Source organism: Citroniella saccharovorans (assembly GCF_035481615.1).
GTDB classification, from domain to species: domain Bacteria; phylum Bacillota; class Clostridia; order Tissierellales; family Peptoniphilaceae; genus Citroniella; species Citroniella saccharovorans.
Genome location: NZ_JAYKOT010000003.1, coordinates 74,417 through 89,637 on the forward strand (window position 1 = coordinate 74,417; position 15,221 = coordinate 89,637).

At 31.7% G+C, this 15,221-nt stretch carries 18 protein-coding genes, 1 pseudogene and 1 riboswitch; of the genes and pseudogenes, 18 read left to right on the forward strand and 1 reads right to left on the reverse strand.

What is annotated here, in order from left to right; genetic code table 11:
* Positions 1 to 29: 29 nt before the first annotated feature.
* From VLK81_RS02875 to VLK81_RS02890, 4 genes and pseudogenes are all read left to right on the forward strand, one after another.
* Positions 30 to 590 (forward strand): amidase family protein, encoded by a 561-nt coding sequence (locus VLK81_RS02875; RefSeq protein ID WP_324619073.1) that lies wholly within the window; start codon positions 30 to 32, stop codon positions 588 to 590.
* Positions 590 to 2,008 carry an Asp-tRNA(Asn)/Glu-tRNA(Gln) amidotransferase subunit GatB gene (gene gatB, locus VLK81_RS02880; protein WP_324619074.1) on the forward strand — a complete coding sequence of 473 codons (1,419 nt, stop codon included), beginning with the start codon at positions 590 to 592 and terminating at the stop codon, positions 2,006 to 2,008. Before VLK81_RS02875 ends, gatB begins: the two co-directional genes overlap by 1 nt.
* Positions 2,008 to 2,601: an RdgB/HAM1 family non-canonical purine NTP pyrophosphatase gene (gene rdgB / locus VLK81_RS02885; protein WP_324619076.1), complete on the forward strand. Its 594-nt coding sequence runs from the start codon at positions 2,008 to 2,010 to the stop codon at positions 2,599 to 2,601. The genes gatB and rdgB overlap by 1 nt, the downstream gene beginning before the upstream one ends.
* Positions 2,598 to 2,984 (forward strand): annotated as a pseudogene (locus VLK81_RS02890) (YfcE family phosphodiesterase); the annotation flags it as partial. The gene rdgB and the pseudogene VLK81_RS02890, both read left to right, overlap by 4 nt.
* On the opposite strand, the gene VLK81_RS09750 reads toward VLK81_RS02890, so the two are convergent.
* Complete coding sequence (locus VLK81_RS09750) at positions 2,961 to 3,098, reverse strand: DUF3119 family protein (protein ID WP_378142908.1); 138 nt, start codon at positions 3,096 to 3,098, stop codon at positions 2,961 to 2,963. The pseudogene VLK81_RS02890 and the gene VLK81_RS09750 overlap by 24 nt on opposite strands.
* Positions 3,099 to 3,371: 273 nt before the next feature.
* Between VLK81_RS09750 and VLK81_RS02895 the strand changes: the two genes are divergently transcribed.
* From VLK81_RS02895 to cbiE, 14 genes are all read left to right on the forward strand, one after another.
* Entirely contained in the window at positions 3,372 to 3,935 is a 564-nt protein-coding gene (locus VLK81_RS02895) for a precorrin-2 dehydrogenase/sirohydrochlorin ferrochelatase family protein (RefSeq protein WP_324619080.1), read from the forward strand.
* The gene (gene hemC / locus VLK81_RS02900) at positions 3,925 to 4,815 is read left to right on the forward strand and encodes a hydroxymethylbilane synthase (RefSeq protein ID WP_324619081.1); all 891 of its coding nucleotides are present in this window, start codon (positions 3,925 to 3,927) and stop codon (positions 4,813 to 4,815) included. Before VLK81_RS02895 ends, hemC begins: the two co-directional genes overlap by 11 nt.
* Positions 4,808 to 6,292, forward strand: a complete 1,485-nt coding sequence (cobA, locus tag VLK81_RS02905) for a uroporphyrinogen-III C-methyltransferase (RefSeq protein WP_324619083.1) — start codon at positions 4,808 to 4,810, stop codon at positions 6,290 to 6,292. Before hemC ends, cobA begins: the two co-directional genes overlap by 8 nt.
* Positions 6,293 to 6,298: 6 nt before the next feature.
* The gene (gene hemB, locus VLK81_RS02910) at positions 6,299 to 7,261 is read left to right on the forward strand and encodes a porphobilinogen synthase (RefSeq protein WP_324619085.1); all 963 of its coding nucleotides are present in this window, start codon (positions 6,299 to 6,301) and stop codon (positions 7,259 to 7,261) included.
* 41 nt (positions 7,262 to 7,302) lie between these two features.
* Positions 7,303 to 7,482: riboswitch (cobalamin riboswitch) on the forward strand.
* Between the two features lie 79 nt (positions 7,483 to 7,561).
* On the forward strand, positions 7,562 to 8,296 hold the full coding sequence (locus tag VLK81_RS02915; protein ID WP_324619087.1) for an energy-coupling factor ABC transporter permease: 735 nt from the start codon (positions 7,562 to 7,564) through the stop codon (positions 8,294 to 8,296).
* The gene (locus VLK81_RS02920) at positions 8,297 to 8,578 is read left to right on the forward strand and encodes an energy-coupling factor ABC transporter substrate-binding protein (RefSeq protein ID WP_324619089.1); all 282 of its coding nucleotides are present in this window, start codon (positions 8,297 to 8,299) and stop codon (positions 8,576 to 8,578) included.
* Entirely contained in the window at positions 8,579 to 9,454 is an 876-nt protein-coding gene (locus VLK81_RS02925; RefSeq protein ID WP_324619091.1) for an energy-coupling factor transporter transmembrane component T, read from the forward strand.
* Positions 9,441 to 10,256, forward strand: coding sequence for an energy-coupling factor ABC transporter ATP-binding protein (locus VLK81_RS02930; RefSeq protein WP_324619093.1), 816 nt, complete (start codon positions 9,441 to 9,443; stop codon positions 10,254 to 10,256). The genes VLK81_RS02925 and VLK81_RS02930 overlap by 14 nt, the downstream gene beginning before the upstream one ends.
* On the forward strand, positions 10,257 to 10,901 hold the full coding sequence (locus tag VLK81_RS02935) for a precorrin-2 C(20)-methyltransferase (RefSeq protein WP_324619095.1): 645 nt from the start codon (positions 10,257 to 10,259) through the stop codon (positions 10,899 to 10,901).
* Complete coding sequence (locus VLK81_RS02940; RefSeq protein WP_324619096.1) at positions 10,894 to 11,646, forward strand: sirohydrochlorin cobaltochelatase; 753 nt, start codon at positions 10,894 to 10,896, stop codon at positions 11,644 to 11,646. The genes VLK81_RS02935 and VLK81_RS02940 overlap by 8 nt, the downstream gene beginning before the upstream one ends.
* Complete coding sequence (locus VLK81_RS02945) at positions 11,643 to 12,947, forward strand: nucleotide-binding protein (protein ID WP_324619098.1); 1,305 nt, start codon at positions 11,643 to 11,645, stop codon at positions 12,945 to 12,947. Before VLK81_RS02940 ends, VLK81_RS02945 begins: the two co-directional genes overlap by 4 nt.
* Positions 12,938 to 13,561: a precorrin-8X methylmutase gene (locus tag VLK81_RS02950; protein ID WP_324619099.1), complete on the forward strand. Its 624-nt coding sequence runs from the start codon at positions 12,938 to 12,940 to the stop codon at positions 13,559 to 13,561. The genes VLK81_RS02945 and VLK81_RS02950 overlap by 10 nt, the downstream gene beginning before the upstream one ends.
* Positions 13,558 to 14,619, forward strand: a complete 1,062-nt coding sequence (cbiD, locus tag VLK81_RS02955; RefSeq protein WP_324619101.1) for a cobalt-precorrin-5B (C(1))-methyltransferase CbiD — start codon at positions 13,558 to 13,560, stop codon at positions 14,617 to 14,619. The genes VLK81_RS02950 and cbiD overlap by 4 nt, the downstream gene beginning before the upstream one ends.
* Positions 14,616 to 15,218 carry a precorrin-6y C5,15-methyltransferase (decarboxylating) subunit CbiE gene (gene cbiE / locus VLK81_RS02960; RefSeq protein WP_324619103.1) on the forward strand — a complete coding sequence of 201 codons (603 nt, stop codon included), beginning with the start codon at positions 14,616 to 14,618 and terminating at the stop codon, positions 15,216 to 15,218. The genes cbiD and cbiE overlap by 4 nt, the downstream gene beginning before the upstream one ends.
* Positions 15,219 to 15,221 lie beyond the last annotated feature (3 nt).

A 15,221-nucleotide genomic window follows, 5' to 3' on the forward strand; every position in this document is an offset into this window, starting at 1 on the left:
ATAGAAGGGCGATTGAGATTTTTAGAAAATTGGGATGCGAAGTTAGTGAGACTAGTTTTAAAAATAAAAAATATTTTTCTCCAGCTTATTCTGTAATTTCAACTTCTGAAGCTTCTTCAAATCTATCTAGATTTGATGGTATAAGATATGGTTATTTAGCCGAAGATTACGATGACCTAAATGATCTTTACAAAAAAACTAGGTCTATTGGTTTTGGAGAAGAAGTTCAAAGAAGAATTGCTATGGGGATGTATTATTTGGGATCAAGTTTTGATAGAAAGATCTATGAAAAAGCGCTAACTGCTAGAAAGCTTATTGTGGATGAGCTAGAAAAATCTTTTGAATCTTTTGATATTATTCTTTCTCCATCGGCTACATCTCTTCCAGAAAAACAATTCTCTAATACACTAGGTACTGTTGGAAACTTCACTCAAGGTGACTACCATGTTTTAGCAAATCTTATAGGAAGCCCTGCTATTAGTCTACCTATGAATGAAGGAATCGGAGGAAGCGTTCAGCTTATAGCTAAAAAATTTGATGATCAAAAACTTTTAAGTATTGCAAATAGATTTTTTGAGGAGGTGAGATAATGAAAACTTTAATAGGACTTGAAATCCACGTAGAACTTTCAACTAAGACTAAGATGTTTTGTTCATGTAAGAACGAGTTTGGAAAGCCTGCCAATACAAATGTTTGTGAGATTTGCTTGGGCCACCCTGGAACCTTGCCAAAAATAAATAAAAGAGCTGTAGAATATGCTGTAAAGGCTGGACTTGCTCTTTCTACAAGTATAAATAAAAAAAGTAGAATGGATAGGAAAAAATATTTTTATTCGGATCTTGTTAAGGGTTTTCAAATCTCTCAAGATGAAATTCCTCTTTGTAGAGATGGCTATATAGAAATAGGACCTTATGGAAATAAGAAAAAGATTAGGATTCAAAGAATTCATATAGAAGAAGATACGGGAAAATCTCTTCACACTGAAGAGGGAGAAACTCTCATGGACTACAACAGGTCTGGAGTTCCACTTATTGAAATTGTAACTTATCCAGATATTTCTTCTAAAGAAGAAGCAAGGGAGTTTTTAACTATTCTTAAACAGACTTTAAAGTATATTGGCGTATCTGATGTCAAGATGGAAGAAGGATCTTTAAGGTGCGATGTAAATATAAATCTTGTGGACGGGGATAGGAAAACTGGTATTGCCGAGATTAAAAATATCAACTCATTTAAGGCTGTTCAAAAAGCTATTGCCTTTGAAGAAAAAAGACAAAAGGAGTTTTTGGAAAAGGGAATTGTTGAAGTTAAGCAAACTAGAAGATGGGATGATTTGCTTGGAGAAACCAAGCTTATGAGAACCAAGGAAGAAAAAGACGATTATAGATATTCCTATGAGGGAGATTTAGGTGAGCTTGAATTAAGCGATGAATTTATAGAAAATATTAGAAAAAATCTTCCAGAACTTCCTGGCGAAAGGTTAGTTAGATTCATAAAGGATTATGGTTTAAGTGAATATGATGCAGATATTATTTCTAAGGATTTAAATATTTCTAGGTATTTTGAAGAAACTTTGGATCTAACTAAGGACTCAAAGAGAACTGCAAATTGGATTATATCTGATGTTCTAAGAAATTTAAATGAAAATGAAATGGAGTCTGATGAACTTAAATTTACTTCAAAAAATCTTGCGACTCTTATAAATTATGTTAAGGAAGACAAGGTAAATACAAATACTGCCAAGAAACTTTTAAAGGAATTTTTCCTAGAAGATGTGGATATTGAAAAGGTTATTAAAGAAAGAGGACTTATTCAAATTCAAGATGAAGATTTTCTTTTAAAAATTGTGGAAGAAGTTTTAGCTGAAAATGAACAGTCAATTATCGATTATAAAAATGGTAAGGATAGGGCTTTAGGATTTTTGGTTGGAATGTGTATGAAAAAATCCAAGGGCAAGGGAAATCCAGTTAAGTTCAATGAAATTATTTTAAAAAAACTGGAGGAAGCCTAATGGGTAAAAGACTTATAATTGCATCTGGAAATAGGGGCAAGATTAGGGAGATAAAAGATATCTACAAGGATTTGGATCTTGAAATTTTTGGAATGAATGAACTTTTGGAAAAGGAAGTAGATATTGTTGAAGACGGCGAAAGCCTTGAAGATAATGCAAAAATAAAGGCTCTTTTTCTAAAGAATATATTTCCAGAAGATATAATTCTTGCAGATGATACTGGCCTTTTTGTAGATGCACTTCCTCTTGAACTTGGAGTTAGGACTGCTAGATTTGCTGGAGATAATTGCAGCGAGAAGGATAATAGGGACAAACTTTTAAAGGAGCTTTTAGGAAAAGACAATAGGTCTGCGACTTTTAGAACTGTTATTGCTATATATTCAAATGGAGAAATTTATCTTTCTAAGGGAGAAGTTTTAGGAAGGATTGCTGAGGAAGAAATTGGCGAAAATGGTTTCGGCTACGATAAATTATTTATAGCAAATGAAAGCGGAAAAACTTTTGCCAGTATGGATTTAAGTGAAAAAGATCAAATTAGCCACAGAAAAAGAGCTTTAGAAAATGCTAAAAAGATCTTAAAGGAACTTATATGAGAGTAGGTCTTATAGCAGATACACATGGAATTTATGATAAGCTTTCCTTAAAGCTAAAAGATCTTGACTTAGATTTAATTCTCCATGCTGGTGATTATGCAAAAGATGCTGAGGAAATTTCCTTAATAAGTGGAGTTAAAACAGTAGCTGTTAGGGGAAACAATGACCCACTTAACCCTAATTATAATGACGAGGAAATAATTAATCTTAATGGATACGAAACCCTACTAGTCCATGGACATTTAAACAGGGTTCACAGAGGGACAAGTGATTTAAAGGCTAGAGCTATAAAGCTTGGAGCTAAAATTGTTATATTTGGTCACACTCACAAATTTTTGCTGGAGAGGGACGAAAATCTTTTAGTAATAAATCCAGGATCGCCTTCTTTTACTAGGTCTTTTGACAGGATAAATACTTTTGTGGTCCTTGAAATAAAGGACGATGGGGAAATTTTTATAGAAAAGATGGAGATTGATCCATTTTAAATAATATATTATTCAAAATATTAAATTTAAAAAAATAATAGTTAAAAATTACCTTTAGTTTTTTATAAAAGTTTATATGGGAATTTTTAATGCCTATTATTTTACGGAAAAATTATAAAGTTTAAAGGGCATAAGGACTTATAAGGTGACCCCAAAAAGTTGGACCTGAAAAACCAACTTTGAGGAGGTCAGTTCACTTAATCCTTAAGCTCTTTTTATTTTTTTATTTTACTTATTATTCAAAATTTGTATAATAGTATTTGAAAGTAAGATAAAGGAGGTTTTATGTTTCCACTAATTGTTGATCTTAAAGATAAGGATGTTTTAGTTATTGGATTTGGAAGGGTTGGTAAAAGAAAGATTAAAAAACTAAATGAATATGGAATTTGTCCAGATGTTTTTTCTGAAGGTTTTGAAGGTGGAGAGGATCTTTTTTTTAATAGGGTAAATAAGCTTAATTTAAAAAAGTATTTACTTATTATCCAGGCTTCTAATGATTCTAAATTTAATGAAAAGCTAAAAAAATCTTTAGATCCTAAGACTCTATATGTTGACTGTGAAAAAAAGGATAGGTCTAACGCATTTTTTCCTGCTTCTTTTCTTAAAAGCGGAATTTCTGTTTCCTTTTCAAGTTTTGGAAAATTTCCTCTTTTAGCTAAAGAGCTTAAAAATTCTTATGAAAAATCTTTTTCTTTTTCTGAGGAAAAGCTCGAACTTTTAGATATTTTAAGAAAAAGAACTAAAAATAGAGAAGATAGGTATCTTCTTTTAGAAAAGGGGCTTGAAATGGAAAGTATAAGCTCTTTAAGAGAGTTAATTGAAAGTTTAGGTGAAGGCGATGAAGCTTAGGGTTGGAACTAGGGGGTCTGATCTGGCACTTGTTCAAACTAAGGGGATTATTTCTTCTCTAGAAAAGTTTGGCGTTAGCTGCGAGATTAAGATAATAAAAACTACTGGGGATTTAAATAGAAAAGATTCAATTGAAAAGTTGGGTGGCAAGGAAATTTTCACTAGGGAGATTGAAAAGGAGCTTTTATCTGGTGAAATTGATTTTGCTGTCCATAGTTTAAAGGATCTTCCATCTATACTTCCCAAGGGCTTAAAGCTTTCTTATTCTCCGAGAAGAGAATCAGCTTTTGACGCATTTGTTTCAAATGATTCAAGGACAATTGCTGAATTAGCTAATGAAAAAGTGAGAATTGGAACTGGGTCTAAGAGGAGGGCTTTTGAAGTTTTAAAAATTCTTCCCCATGCAGAAATTGTTCCAATAAGGGGAAATGTCGAAACTAGAATTAGAAAGATGAAGGAGGAAAATCTTACAGGTCTTATTTTGGCTGAAGCTGGCTTAAATAGGCTAGGCCTTTCTAACCATTATGAAGTGTTGGGCAAATCTTTTACTCCGCATCCTTGTCAGGGAATTTTAGGCCTTGAGATAAGGGAAGAGAGAAAAGATTTAGACGATCTTTTCTTTAAGTTAAGTGATGAAAAAACAAGAATTCAAAAATTTGTTGAAAGATCTTTTCTTAAGGAATTAAATGGTTCTTGCAAGGATCCTATGGGGGCATTCTTGGATATTGAAGGGGAAGATTTTGTTTTGTATGCTTCTCTTGCAAAAAATAAAGCCTATGTAAAAGGTGTTTATAGATCCAAGAATTTTACTGAACTTGCCAAGATGGCTAGTGAAGATTTAAAGGAAAGACTTAAGGAGTTAGGAGAGATTTATGAGTAAGGGGATTGTTTATTTAACTGGAGCAGGACCTGGATTTGAGGATTTAATTACACTTAGGGGACTAGATAAGTTAAAAATTTCTGATGTTATTGTCTATGATAGGCTGGTTAATAAAAATCTTTTATCCTTTGCAAAGGATGGGGCAAGGCTTATTTATGTTGGCAAGGAAAATAAAAATCATACTATGACCCAAGATGAGATTAATCATCTTTTGGCTCGTGAAGCTCTAGAAGGAAAAGTTGTTACTAGGCTTAAGGGCGGAGATCCCTATGTTTTTGGAAGAGGATCAGAGGAGGCTCTTTATTTAAGGGAAAGGGGAATTGTCTTTGAGGTTATTCCTGGAATTTCTTCTTTTTCGGGTGGACTTACTTTTGCTGGAATCCCTCTAAGCCACAGAAAAGTTTCTAGATCTTTTCATGTTTTTACTGGTCATAAAGCTGATGATTCTGATTTAGACTATAAAAAACTTGCAGGACTTGATGGGACTATTGTTTTTTTGATGGGCTTATCTAGGATAGGAGAGATTACTAAAGGTCTTATGGATGCTGGCATGGATCCAAAGACTCCAGCTGCTGCTGTTGAAAATGCTGCAAATTTTAATACTAGAAAGATTATTAGTAGTTTGGAAAAACTTGAGGGTGAGATACTTAAGAAAAAATTTAAATCGCCATCGCTACTTATAGTTGGAGAAACGGTGAAACTTAGTGATGAGCTTGATTTTTTAATGGCGAAACCTCTTTTTTCAAAAAATGTTGTTTTATTTAGGGATAGGATAAGGGGAGAAAAAACTCTTAAGGCTTTTAATGAGATGGGGGCCAATGCTTTTTTGCTTCCTAGTTTTAAGATAAATTATCTTCCTGATGATTTTATTTTAAGTAAAATTGGTGATTTAAAAAGCTATGACCTTGTTATTTTTTCTTCTCAAAATGCTGTTAATGGTTTTTTCACAGCTTTTTTTAAAAAATTTGATCTGAGAGATTTTTCAAATACAAAATTCTTAGCCATTGGGCCAAAGACCGAAAAAGCACTAAATGAATTTTATGTAAAGGTAGATTATGTATCTCAAAAGGCTGTTGGAGAGTCACTTGTTCAAAAACTAAAGGAAATTTCTGGACCTAGAAAGCTTAAAGTTCTTTATCCAAGATCCAATATTACTAGAGAGGAAATTTTACTTGATCTTGATAAAATTTGCGACTTAAATTCTTTTCCAGTCTATGAGAATGAAAAGGAAGTTAATAGTGAAATTTTTGAAAGTTTATTGAAACTAGAATCTCCTTATCTTGTATTTACCTCTTCTTCATCTTTTAATAATTTTTACGAAAGTTATGAAAGGGCAGAGGATTTACTAAAAAAAGGTAAGATTATTTCCATTGGGGAGATAACTACAAGTGCAATTAAAAAAAGATTTTTTAATCCATATAGGGAGTCAGAAAAATCAACTATTGAAGATATTATAAATATTATTAGAAAGGATTAGTTTTAAATGATTAATAGAACTAGAAGACTTAGAAGAAATAAAATTGTTAGGGATATGGTTTCAGAAACAAGTATTAGTAAAAACGACCTTATCTATCCACTTTTTGTTGTTGAAGGTGAGGGGGTAAAAGATGAAATTCCATCTATGACTGGTCAATTTAGATACTCTATTGATAATCTTTTACTTGAAATAAAAGATCTTTTAGATCTTGGAATAAATTCTATAATTCTTTTTGGAATTCCAAACTCTAAAGATCCTTATGGAAAGTCAAGTTACGATGAAAACGGAATTATTCAAAAGGCGGTAAGGAAGATTAAGGAAAAGCATCCAAAAATGTATGTTATAACTGATCTTTGTATGTGCGAATACACCTCCCATGGTCACTGCGGAATATTAGATGAAGATGGATATGTAAATAATGACAAAACTTTAGATTCTCTTTCTAAAATTGCCCTATCTCATGCAAGAGCTGGTGCAGATATGATTGCACCATCAGATATGATGGATGGAAGGGTTAAGGCTATAAGGGATGCATTGGATGGTGAAGGTTTTGTAAATATTCCTATTATGTCTTATTCTGCAAAATATTCTTCAAGCTTTTATGGACCTTTTAGGGATGCTGCCGATTCAGCTCCATCATTTGGAGATAGAAAGACCTACCAAATGGATTATAGAAATTCTGATGAAGCCCTAAGAGAAACTGAGTTTGATATTTTAGAAGGTTGCGATCTTGTTATTGTAAAGCCGGCTTTAACTTATCTGGATGTTGTAAGAAGGGTTAAAGATAATTTTAATATTCCAATTTGTGCATATTTTGTTTCTGGTGAATATCAAATGCTTAGAGATGCTGTTGATAAAGGACTTTTAAATGAAGATGCAATTCTTGAAGCGCACTACTCTATAAAGAGAGCAGGAGCTAAATTAATCATAACTTATTTTGCAAAGGATATAGCAAAAAAGTTAAAATAATTTAATATAATTCCTTGACAAAAAAATAAGAAGTGTTACACTTAAGTTGTATAACATTATGTGTTTTAGGTTGATCCTAAGGAAGTAGGGTGAAAATCCCTCACAGAGGCCGCTGCTGTAATAGACAAGCTTTTGTTCATTATGCCACTGAGAAATTGGGAAGGCGAACAAGAGTGTTTGAGTCTTAAGTCAGAACACGAAGCATAATGAAATCTCACGCCTTAGAGTTTATATTGAAATACATAATTATACTACTAAGCCGTGCGAGTCATCGTTCGGTATTTTTTATAGGAGGAATATATGAAAAAACTTGTTTCACTCGCAGGTTATGTAGGTCTTTTTCTACTTCTTGCGATAAGTCCTGCATATGCATGCATGCATATTATGGAAGGTTTTTTACCAGTTGGTCATGCAATTTTTTGGGGTGTCGTTTGTCTACCTTTTTTAATTATTGGTATTAAAAAGCTTTCTTCAATAAGATTAAAAGACAAGAGAGTTCTAATCATCTTAGCTATGAGTGGAGCCTTTGCTTTTACTCTTTCAGCTTTAAAAATCCCATCCGTTACAGGATCATCATCTCACCCAACTGGAATGGGCTTAGTTGCAATACTTTTTGGACCTTTTGCAGCTAGTGTTATTGGAGTTATTATTTTATTTTTCCAAGCGGTTTTACTTGCACATGGTGGATTAACTACTCTTGGAGCTAATACTTTTTCTATGGGAATTGTTGGACCATTAGTATCTTATGGTTTATTTAAGGTCCTAAAAGGTAAAGCACCTAAATCTTTTAGAATATTTATTGCTTCAGCACTTGGAGCTCTTTCAACTTATGTAGTAACTGCCGTTCAGCTTGCTTTTGCTCACCCACAAGAAGTTGGTGGTGTTATGGCAAGTTTTACAAAATTCTTTGGAATTTTTGCAGTAACTCAAGTTCCACTTGCAATAATCGAAGGTTTATTAACTATGGTTCTTTTATCAAGTCTAGAAAGTTTAGCTAAAGAAGAACTAAATCTTATTGGATATTTGGAGGCTTAAATGACTAAGAAAAAAATTATACTTCCACTACTTCTTTGCGTATTAATAGCTGTTGTTCCACTTTTAACTATTAAAGATTCTGAGTTTGGTGGAGCAGATGGACAAGCAGAAGAAGCTATTACTGAAATTGATCCAAACTATGAACCTTGGGCTGAAAGTTTACTTGTGCCACCAGGAGGAGAAACCGAATCTTTATTATTTGCTCTTCAAGCTGCACTTGGTGCAGGAGTTGTTGGATATGGACTCGGTTATTTCATAGCAAGAAAGAAGTTTCAAAAGTAAATGATAAAAAACTTTATTAGTAGTTTGACTCTCTTTTTACTATTAAAGAATAAGTTAAATTGGGCTAGTGCTATTTTTATTAGCTTAGCCCTTTTTATTATACTTAATTTAGGAAGAGATAAGCATAGTCATCTTCTATCATTTGAAACAATAAGTAGGAGGTCAAACTTTAAAAGCTATGATGGAGCTTTTAAAATTCTATTTACTTTTTTAAGTGTCATTTTATTGATAATTTCAAAAAACTTACTTTCAGCTATTTTATGCTTTATATTTTTTGTTTATATTTTAATTATTAGGGACAAGATAGGCATAAGATCAATAATTTCTATTATTTCACTGCCTTTATTTTTTATTAGTATTTCAGTTCTTTCCCTAGCTTATGAATTAAATTTAGATAATGGAATAAATTTTTACTCAAGCCAGGCTTCTTTTAGAAATGCTAGAAGTATGTATTTTGTAATTTTGGCTTCTTATTTTCTTTCCCTTTGTCTAAGTTTAACTAGCCCTCTAAATAGTATTATTTATGGACTTAAGAAGTTAAAACTTCCTAGTACGATAATAGAGCTGATGCTAGTTATAAGAACTTATATAACTAAGACCTATAATATATTTATGAAAAAAAGCATATCTGCTTCTTTAAGGGAGGGAGATGGAGGATATAGGGCTAAAAAGAGAAGCTTTTACCTTATAGCAAAGTCCTTACTTAAAGATTCCCTTTATGCATCCAGAAGAAATATGGTTGCCTTAGATGCTAGGGGATTTGATGGAAGTGTTAATTTTATAAGGAATGATAGGGAAATTTTTCCCTACTACTATTTACTTTTAACTATTATTTTAATAATTATTTTAATTGGAGAAAAAATTGGAATTATTTAGGTGTGAGTCGCTTTCTTTTAAATATCCATTTGAGGAAAAAGAAGCTATAAAAGATATAAATCTTACTATAAATAAGGGCGATAAGATTGGACTTATAGGTAGAAATGGAGCGGGTAAGTCTACTCTTTTTCTAAATTTTTTAGGACTTTTGGAAAAATCAAAGGGAAAAATTTTCTTAGACAATGAAGCTATTGAAAAGAAAAAAGACCTAGTTAAATTAAGAAAAAAACTTGGCTTAGTTTTTCAAGACCCAGATGATTTTTTTATTGCATCTACTGTCTATGAGGAACTTTCTTTTGGCCTTATAAATAATGGGATAGAAAAAGATGAAATAGATGAAAAGATTAATAAAAGTTTAGAATTTTTTGGCATAGAAAAACTTAAGGATAAATGTCTAGATGAGCTTTCAGGAGGACAGAAAAAATTAGTAAGTATAGCAGCTCTTTCTATTTTAAAACCAGAGCTTTTAATATTTGACGAACCGACCTCTGGTGTAGATGAAAAAAATATTTTAAGCCTTAAAGATGTTTTAGAAAAATTAGAAAATGATGGAACAACTCTTTTAATTTCATCTCACAATCTTGATTTTATTTGGTCTTGGGCTGATAGAATTTTAGTTTTGGAAAAGGGCAGATTAATATACGATGGAGATAGGACGATACTTACAAAATGGGATTTTCTCAAGGAAAAGAACCTAGGCTATCCCTATATTCCAAAGTTTATGGATATTTTAGGCTATGGAGTAGATCTTAATATTAGAACCACAGAAGACTTTGAAAGTTTTTTTAGAAAGGAAAGATAGATGAATAAATTATATATTATTGGAACTGGGCCGGGAGATAAAAAATATTTAACTCTTGAAGCTATCGATGCCCTTAAAGATTCTGAGGTGGTTGTAGCTATAAACAACAAGGGAAAAACTCAAGCACTAGATACTGTTAGGGACTTTTTAGATGGGAAAAAAGTTGTTGAAGTAAAGTCTGATATGCTAAATGTAGGTGATGATCACTACGAAAAATTAGCTCAGACGATTAAAGAAAATCTTGCAAATTCAAATGTTAGTTTTATTATGATTGGAGATGCTATGATTTATTCTTCTTATTTGAATTTGGAAAAGTATCTTTCTAATATAGATATTAGACTTGTTTCAGGAATTCCATCTTTTGTAGCAGCTGCAGCTAGAATTAATATGCCCTTGGTTTTAAAAGGAGAAAGCTTTACTCTTATTGACAGTTTAGATAGTTTACCAAATCAAGATTCCTTTGCTCTACTTAAAGCAAGGGGACTTGATATAAAGGATCTTGAAAAACTTGAAAGCTCTGGATATGAACTATCTTTAGTTAAAAGACTTTCACTAGATGGAGAAGAAATTTTAAGAGGATCAGAAAATATAATAAAAAATAGGTCCTATATGGCACTTATTTTGGGAAGGAAGAAAAATGGATAAGGCAATAATTGTTCAATCTTTTGGTACTAGCCACGAAGATGCTTATGAAAAATCTTTTAAGAGTCTTGTTTTGGAGTTAAAAAATAGATTTCCAGATTATGAGATAGTTGAGGCTTTTTCATCTGAAATGGTTAGGAAAATTGTAGAAAAAAAAGGAGAATTTTACCCAAATACTAAAATTGCTTTAGAAAATTTATATAAAAAAGGGATTAAGGATATAAGAATTTTTGCCCTATATGTTATTGAGGGATTTGAGTATGAAGGGGTAGAAAGGGTTTCTAAGAGTTTTGACTCTAATATTAAAATTTCTAGAGCTTTAATTCATGGAGATTTAAATATTAACTCTTTTTCTGAGGAAATTATGGAAGCTCTTCACTATGATACAGATGCTCTAGTTCTTATGGGACACGGTTCAAGGCATTCAAGAGATAAGGATTATGAACTTTTAAATGACTCTTTTAGTCATCATGGAGAGTGTGCTTTTTTAGCTAGTTTAGAAGGTGATTATGGTATTTTTGAGCTTATAGATGAGTTAAAAAAGAAAAATATAAAGAAAGTTACCTTGGCACCTTTTCTCTTAGTTGCAGGAGACCATGCTAAAAATGATATGGCTTCAGATGATAAAGATTCCTGGAAGTCTATCTTGGAAGAAAATGGTTTTGATGTAAAGATTGATCTAAAAGGTCTTTTAGAAAGGGAAAAAATAAAGAATATTTTCTTTGAAAGATTAGAGGAAATCCTATGAAATTATTAAATATTTCTGCCCTTTCCTCTAACTCTGGAAAAACTGTAACTACTAGTATTATTCTAAGGCTATTTAGAAAAAGTGGATATGATATAACTGGATTTAAGGGTGGTGGGGATTTTATAGATTCCCAGCTTTTAAGCATAGCTTCTGAAAGCCCAAAAAGGAATATAGATCTTTTTTTGATGGGAGAAAAAGGCGTTAATAGAAGGATTGCTATTTCAAAAGAAGAATATGGAATTGTTGAAGGTATGATGGGATACTTTGATGGAATTGGAATTACAAAAAAGACCTCTACATATGAAATAGCTAAATTTTTAGATATAAATACTATTCTTGTCTATAATCCAAAAGGGGAGATGTATTCTATTATTCCAAAGCTTAGGGGATTTATTGAAGAATCAAAGGGAAGAATAAAGGGAATTATTTTCTCAAAAATTAAGCCTCAAATATATCAAATGCTAAAGACTATGGTCGAAGAAAATTTAAGTATTAAGGTTTTAGGTTTTCTTGAAAATTACGATGATCTTGTACTTCCTAGTGAAAAGCTGGGCCTTTCAATTGATAGTGAAAAATTTACAAGTTCACTAGATAAAATTCTGGATAGGGCTAGGGAAACTTTGGACTTAGATTCAATAGCTAATCTTTTTGTAGAAAGAAATATTATAAACGACCTTAAGGATTTTGACTATAGGGCAAAGATGGGTATAGTTTATGATGAATCTATGAATTTTTTGTATGCTGAAAATAAGTTTCTTTTTGAAAAATATTTTGATGTACATTATATTTCACCTCTTAGAGATAAGTCTATAGGTGATGTGGAGTTTTTATATATAGCAGGTGGTTATCCTGAAAAATATTTAGAACAGTTAAGCTTAAATAAAAGTCTATTGAAAGAAATAAAAGATTTTTCGGAAAGAGGAGGACTAATTTATTCTGAAAATCCGATCTATCTTTCTAAAGCTATGGACTTTTTCCCACTTGTTTCAATATTTGACTTTGAAACTACTATGACTGAAAGGCTTCAAAATTTTGGCCTATATTATCTAAAACCTATTGAGGATGGTGAAATTTTTAAAGAGGGAATGAAAATTCCAGTTCATGAATTTCACTATTCAAAGGAAACCAAAGATATAGAAAAGTATTTTATTTTAGAAAAAGCGTCTAATGGGAAAACTAGGATGGCTTCATATAGGTATAAAAACACTTATTTACTTTATCAGCATATAAATTTCATAGGAAATTTAGAACTTTTAGAAAACATTGTAAACTTTTTAAAGGAGAGAGAAAAGTGTATATAAATAGTCCCAAGGAAATTGAAAGTAAGTCTATGGATATAATTGAAGAAGAAATGGACAAAACTTCTTTTACTGATGAAGAAAAAATTGTTGTTAAGAGAATCATCCACACAACTGGAGATCCTTCTTATAAGGAAATAATAAAATTCAAAGAAGATTTTGTTGGAGAATTTAAGAAGGCTATTTTAAGTGGAGAAAAGATTTATACTGATACAAATATGACCAAGGCAGGAGTTAATAAGAAAGCCCTTAACAAAAATAATATTGAAATAGTTTCCTATGTTTCTGATCCAGATATTTTTGAAAAAGCTAAGAAAAATGGCACTACTAGAAGTTATGCAGCAATAGAAAAAGCGGTAGAAGAAGGAGTTAAGGTTTTTTCAGTAGGAAATGCTCCAACTGCTCTTTTCAAACTTTTAGAAGAAGTAGATAAGGGATTTAAACCGATTTGCATAATTGGAGTTCCAGTAGGATTTGTAGGAGCGAAAGAATCAAAAGAACTTTTATATTCTTATAATAATATTCCACTTATAACTACACTTTCTACAAAGGGCGGATCAAATGTTGCAGCTTCTATAATTAATGCTTGTCTTTATATGGTGACTGAAAGAGATTGAAAAAGTTAGAGCTTTATAAGAATAATCTTAGATGTGGTTATACTACTGGATCAACAGCTGAGGCAGCCGTTGTTGCTGCATGCAATCTATTATTATATGGGGAAAAAATTAAATTTGTAAAGATAAATACTCCAAGTTCTTACTCTTTTGAAATCGAGATAGAGTCTTTTGAAATAAGGGGAAATAAAGCTATAGCTTCCGCCATAAAAGATGGCGGAGATGACAAGGATGCAACTTCTGGACTTGAAATTTTTGCTGAGCTTTCTGAAAATAATCTTGGCGAAAATAGGTTTTTTGGTGGTAAAGGTATTGGAATTATAAAGAAGAAAAATCTTTTTGGGAAAATTGGAGACCCTGCGATAAATCCTATGCCTAGAAAAATGATTGATAAGAGATTAAGAGAAGATTTTCCAGGGCATTTTTTTGATATAACTATATTTGCCCCTAGAGGAGAAGAGGTAGCTAAAAAAACCTATAATAAAAATTTTGGAATCGAGGGAGGAATTTCTATTATAGGAACGAGCGGAATAGTTGAACCCATGAGTTTGGATGCTCTTTTAAAGACAATTTATATAGAGATTGACACCCTAATTTTAAATGGAGAAAAGGATAGAATTGTTTTCGTTCCAGGATCTTATGGGGAAAGATTTGCCAAAGATCTTTTTTTAAACCCTAGTCTAGTTCAAGTTAGCAATTATATGGGGGATGCTTTAACTTATGCTTATGAAAAAAATGTTAGAGATTTTAAGCTTCTTGGACATATTGGAAAATTTTCTAAACTTGCCTTGGGAGCTTTTAACACTCACAACAAGGTTTGTGATTTAAGACTGGAATCTTTTGTCTACTATATGGCAAAGAGAGGAATTTATGATTTTGATACTATAGAATCATTTACTTCTAGCGAAGAGGCGGCAAATTATTTGATTGAAAATTCTATGGGCTTTATCTTAGACGATATGGAAAGAGGAATTGAAAAGAGAATTAAGACCTATCTTAAAGATGATGATATTAAAGTTAGGGCATATATTTATACTATGGAAAAAGGAATAAAAAGATGATTAAATTAATTGGGATAGGACCTGGAGATCCTAGATATTTAACTGAAATTAACAAGAAGGAAATCATAAAAGCAGAAAAAGTTTTTGCTTATAGAAGGGTTAAGGAAACTTTTAAAAATATAAGAGATGATATATATTTAATAGAATCTACAAAAACTCTTATGGAAAAGCTCGAAGATGAAAAAGATGCTGCTATTTTAATATCAGGTGATCCCAGTTTTTATGGTCTTTTGGAATATTTTAAGAGAAATTTTAAGGGAGATTTTGAAGTATTCCCTGGAATTTCAAGTGTTTCTTATTTATTTTCTAAATTAAAATTATCTTTTCAGGATTTTACCTTGCTTTCAGGTCATGGCAGGCAGCTTGATTTTGAAAATCTTGATCCAAAAGCTTCATTCGCTTTTTTAACCGACAAGGAGAATAACGCAAATTCAATTTCTGAGGCTTTAGATGAAAATGGATTTACAGGCACAATCTTTGCCGGCTTTGATCTTTCATATAAAGAAGAAAAAATATTTAAATATAGGACTGGGGAGAAGATTAGTCTTCCCTCATCTTTAAGTGTGGTGGTATTTATAAATGAATTTAAAGGACAGTGATTT

What these genes read in the sequence shown, in the direction of transcription:
- cbiE (WP_324619103.1), top strand. Translation starts at nt 14,616, where the DNA reads ATGATTAAATTAATTGGGATAGGACCTGGAGATCCTAGATATTTAACT.
- VLK81_RS02940 (WP_324619096.1), top strand. Translation starts at nt 10,894, where the DNA reads ATGGATAAGGCAATAATTGTTCAATCTTTTGGTACTAGCCACGAAGAT.
- VLK81_RS02945 (WP_324619098.1), top strand. Translation starts at nt 11,643, where the DNA reads ATGAAATTATTAAATATTTCTGCCCTTTCCTCTAACTCTGGAAAAACT.
- VLK81_RS02925 (WP_324619091.1), top strand. Translation starts at nt 8,579, where the DNA reads ATGATAAAAAACTTTATTAGTAGTTTGACTCTCTTTTTACTATTAAAG.
- VLK81_RS02915 (WP_324619087.1), top strand. Translation starts at nt 7,562, where the DNA reads ATGAAAAAACTTGTTTCACTCGCAGGTTATGTAGGTCTTTTTCTACTT.
- VLK81_RS02935 (WP_324619095.1), top strand. Translation starts at nt 10,257, where the DNA reads ATGAATAAATTATATATTATTGGAACTGGGCCGGGAGATAAAAAATAT.
- hemB (WP_324619085.1), top strand. Translation starts at nt 6,299, where the DNA reads ATGATTAATAGAACTAGAAGACTTAGAAGAAATAAAATTGTTAGGGAT.
- hemC (WP_324619081.1), top strand. Translation starts at nt 3,925, where the DNA reads ATGAAGCTTAGGGTTGGAACTAGGGGGTCTGATCTGGCACTTGTTCAA.
- VLK81_RS02895 (WP_324619080.1), top strand. Translation starts at nt 3,372, where the DNA reads ATGTTTCCACTAATTGTTGATCTTAAAGATAAGGATGTTTTAGTTATT.
- VLK81_RS02920 (WP_324619089.1), top strand. Translation starts at nt 8,297, where the DNA reads ATGACTAAGAAAAAAATTATACTTCCACTACTTCTTTGCGTATTAATA.
- cobA (WP_324619083.1), top strand. Translation starts at nt 4,808, where the DNA reads ATGAGTAAGGGGATTGTTTATTTAACTGGAGCAGGACCTGGATTTGAG.
- rdgB (WP_324619076.1), top strand. Translation starts at nt 2,008, where the DNA reads ATGGGTAAAAGACTTATAATTGCATCTGGAAATAGGGGCAAGATTAGG.
- gatB (WP_324619074.1), top strand. Translation starts at nt 590, where the DNA reads ATGAAAACTTTAATAGGACTTGAAATCCACGTAGAACTTTCAACTAAG.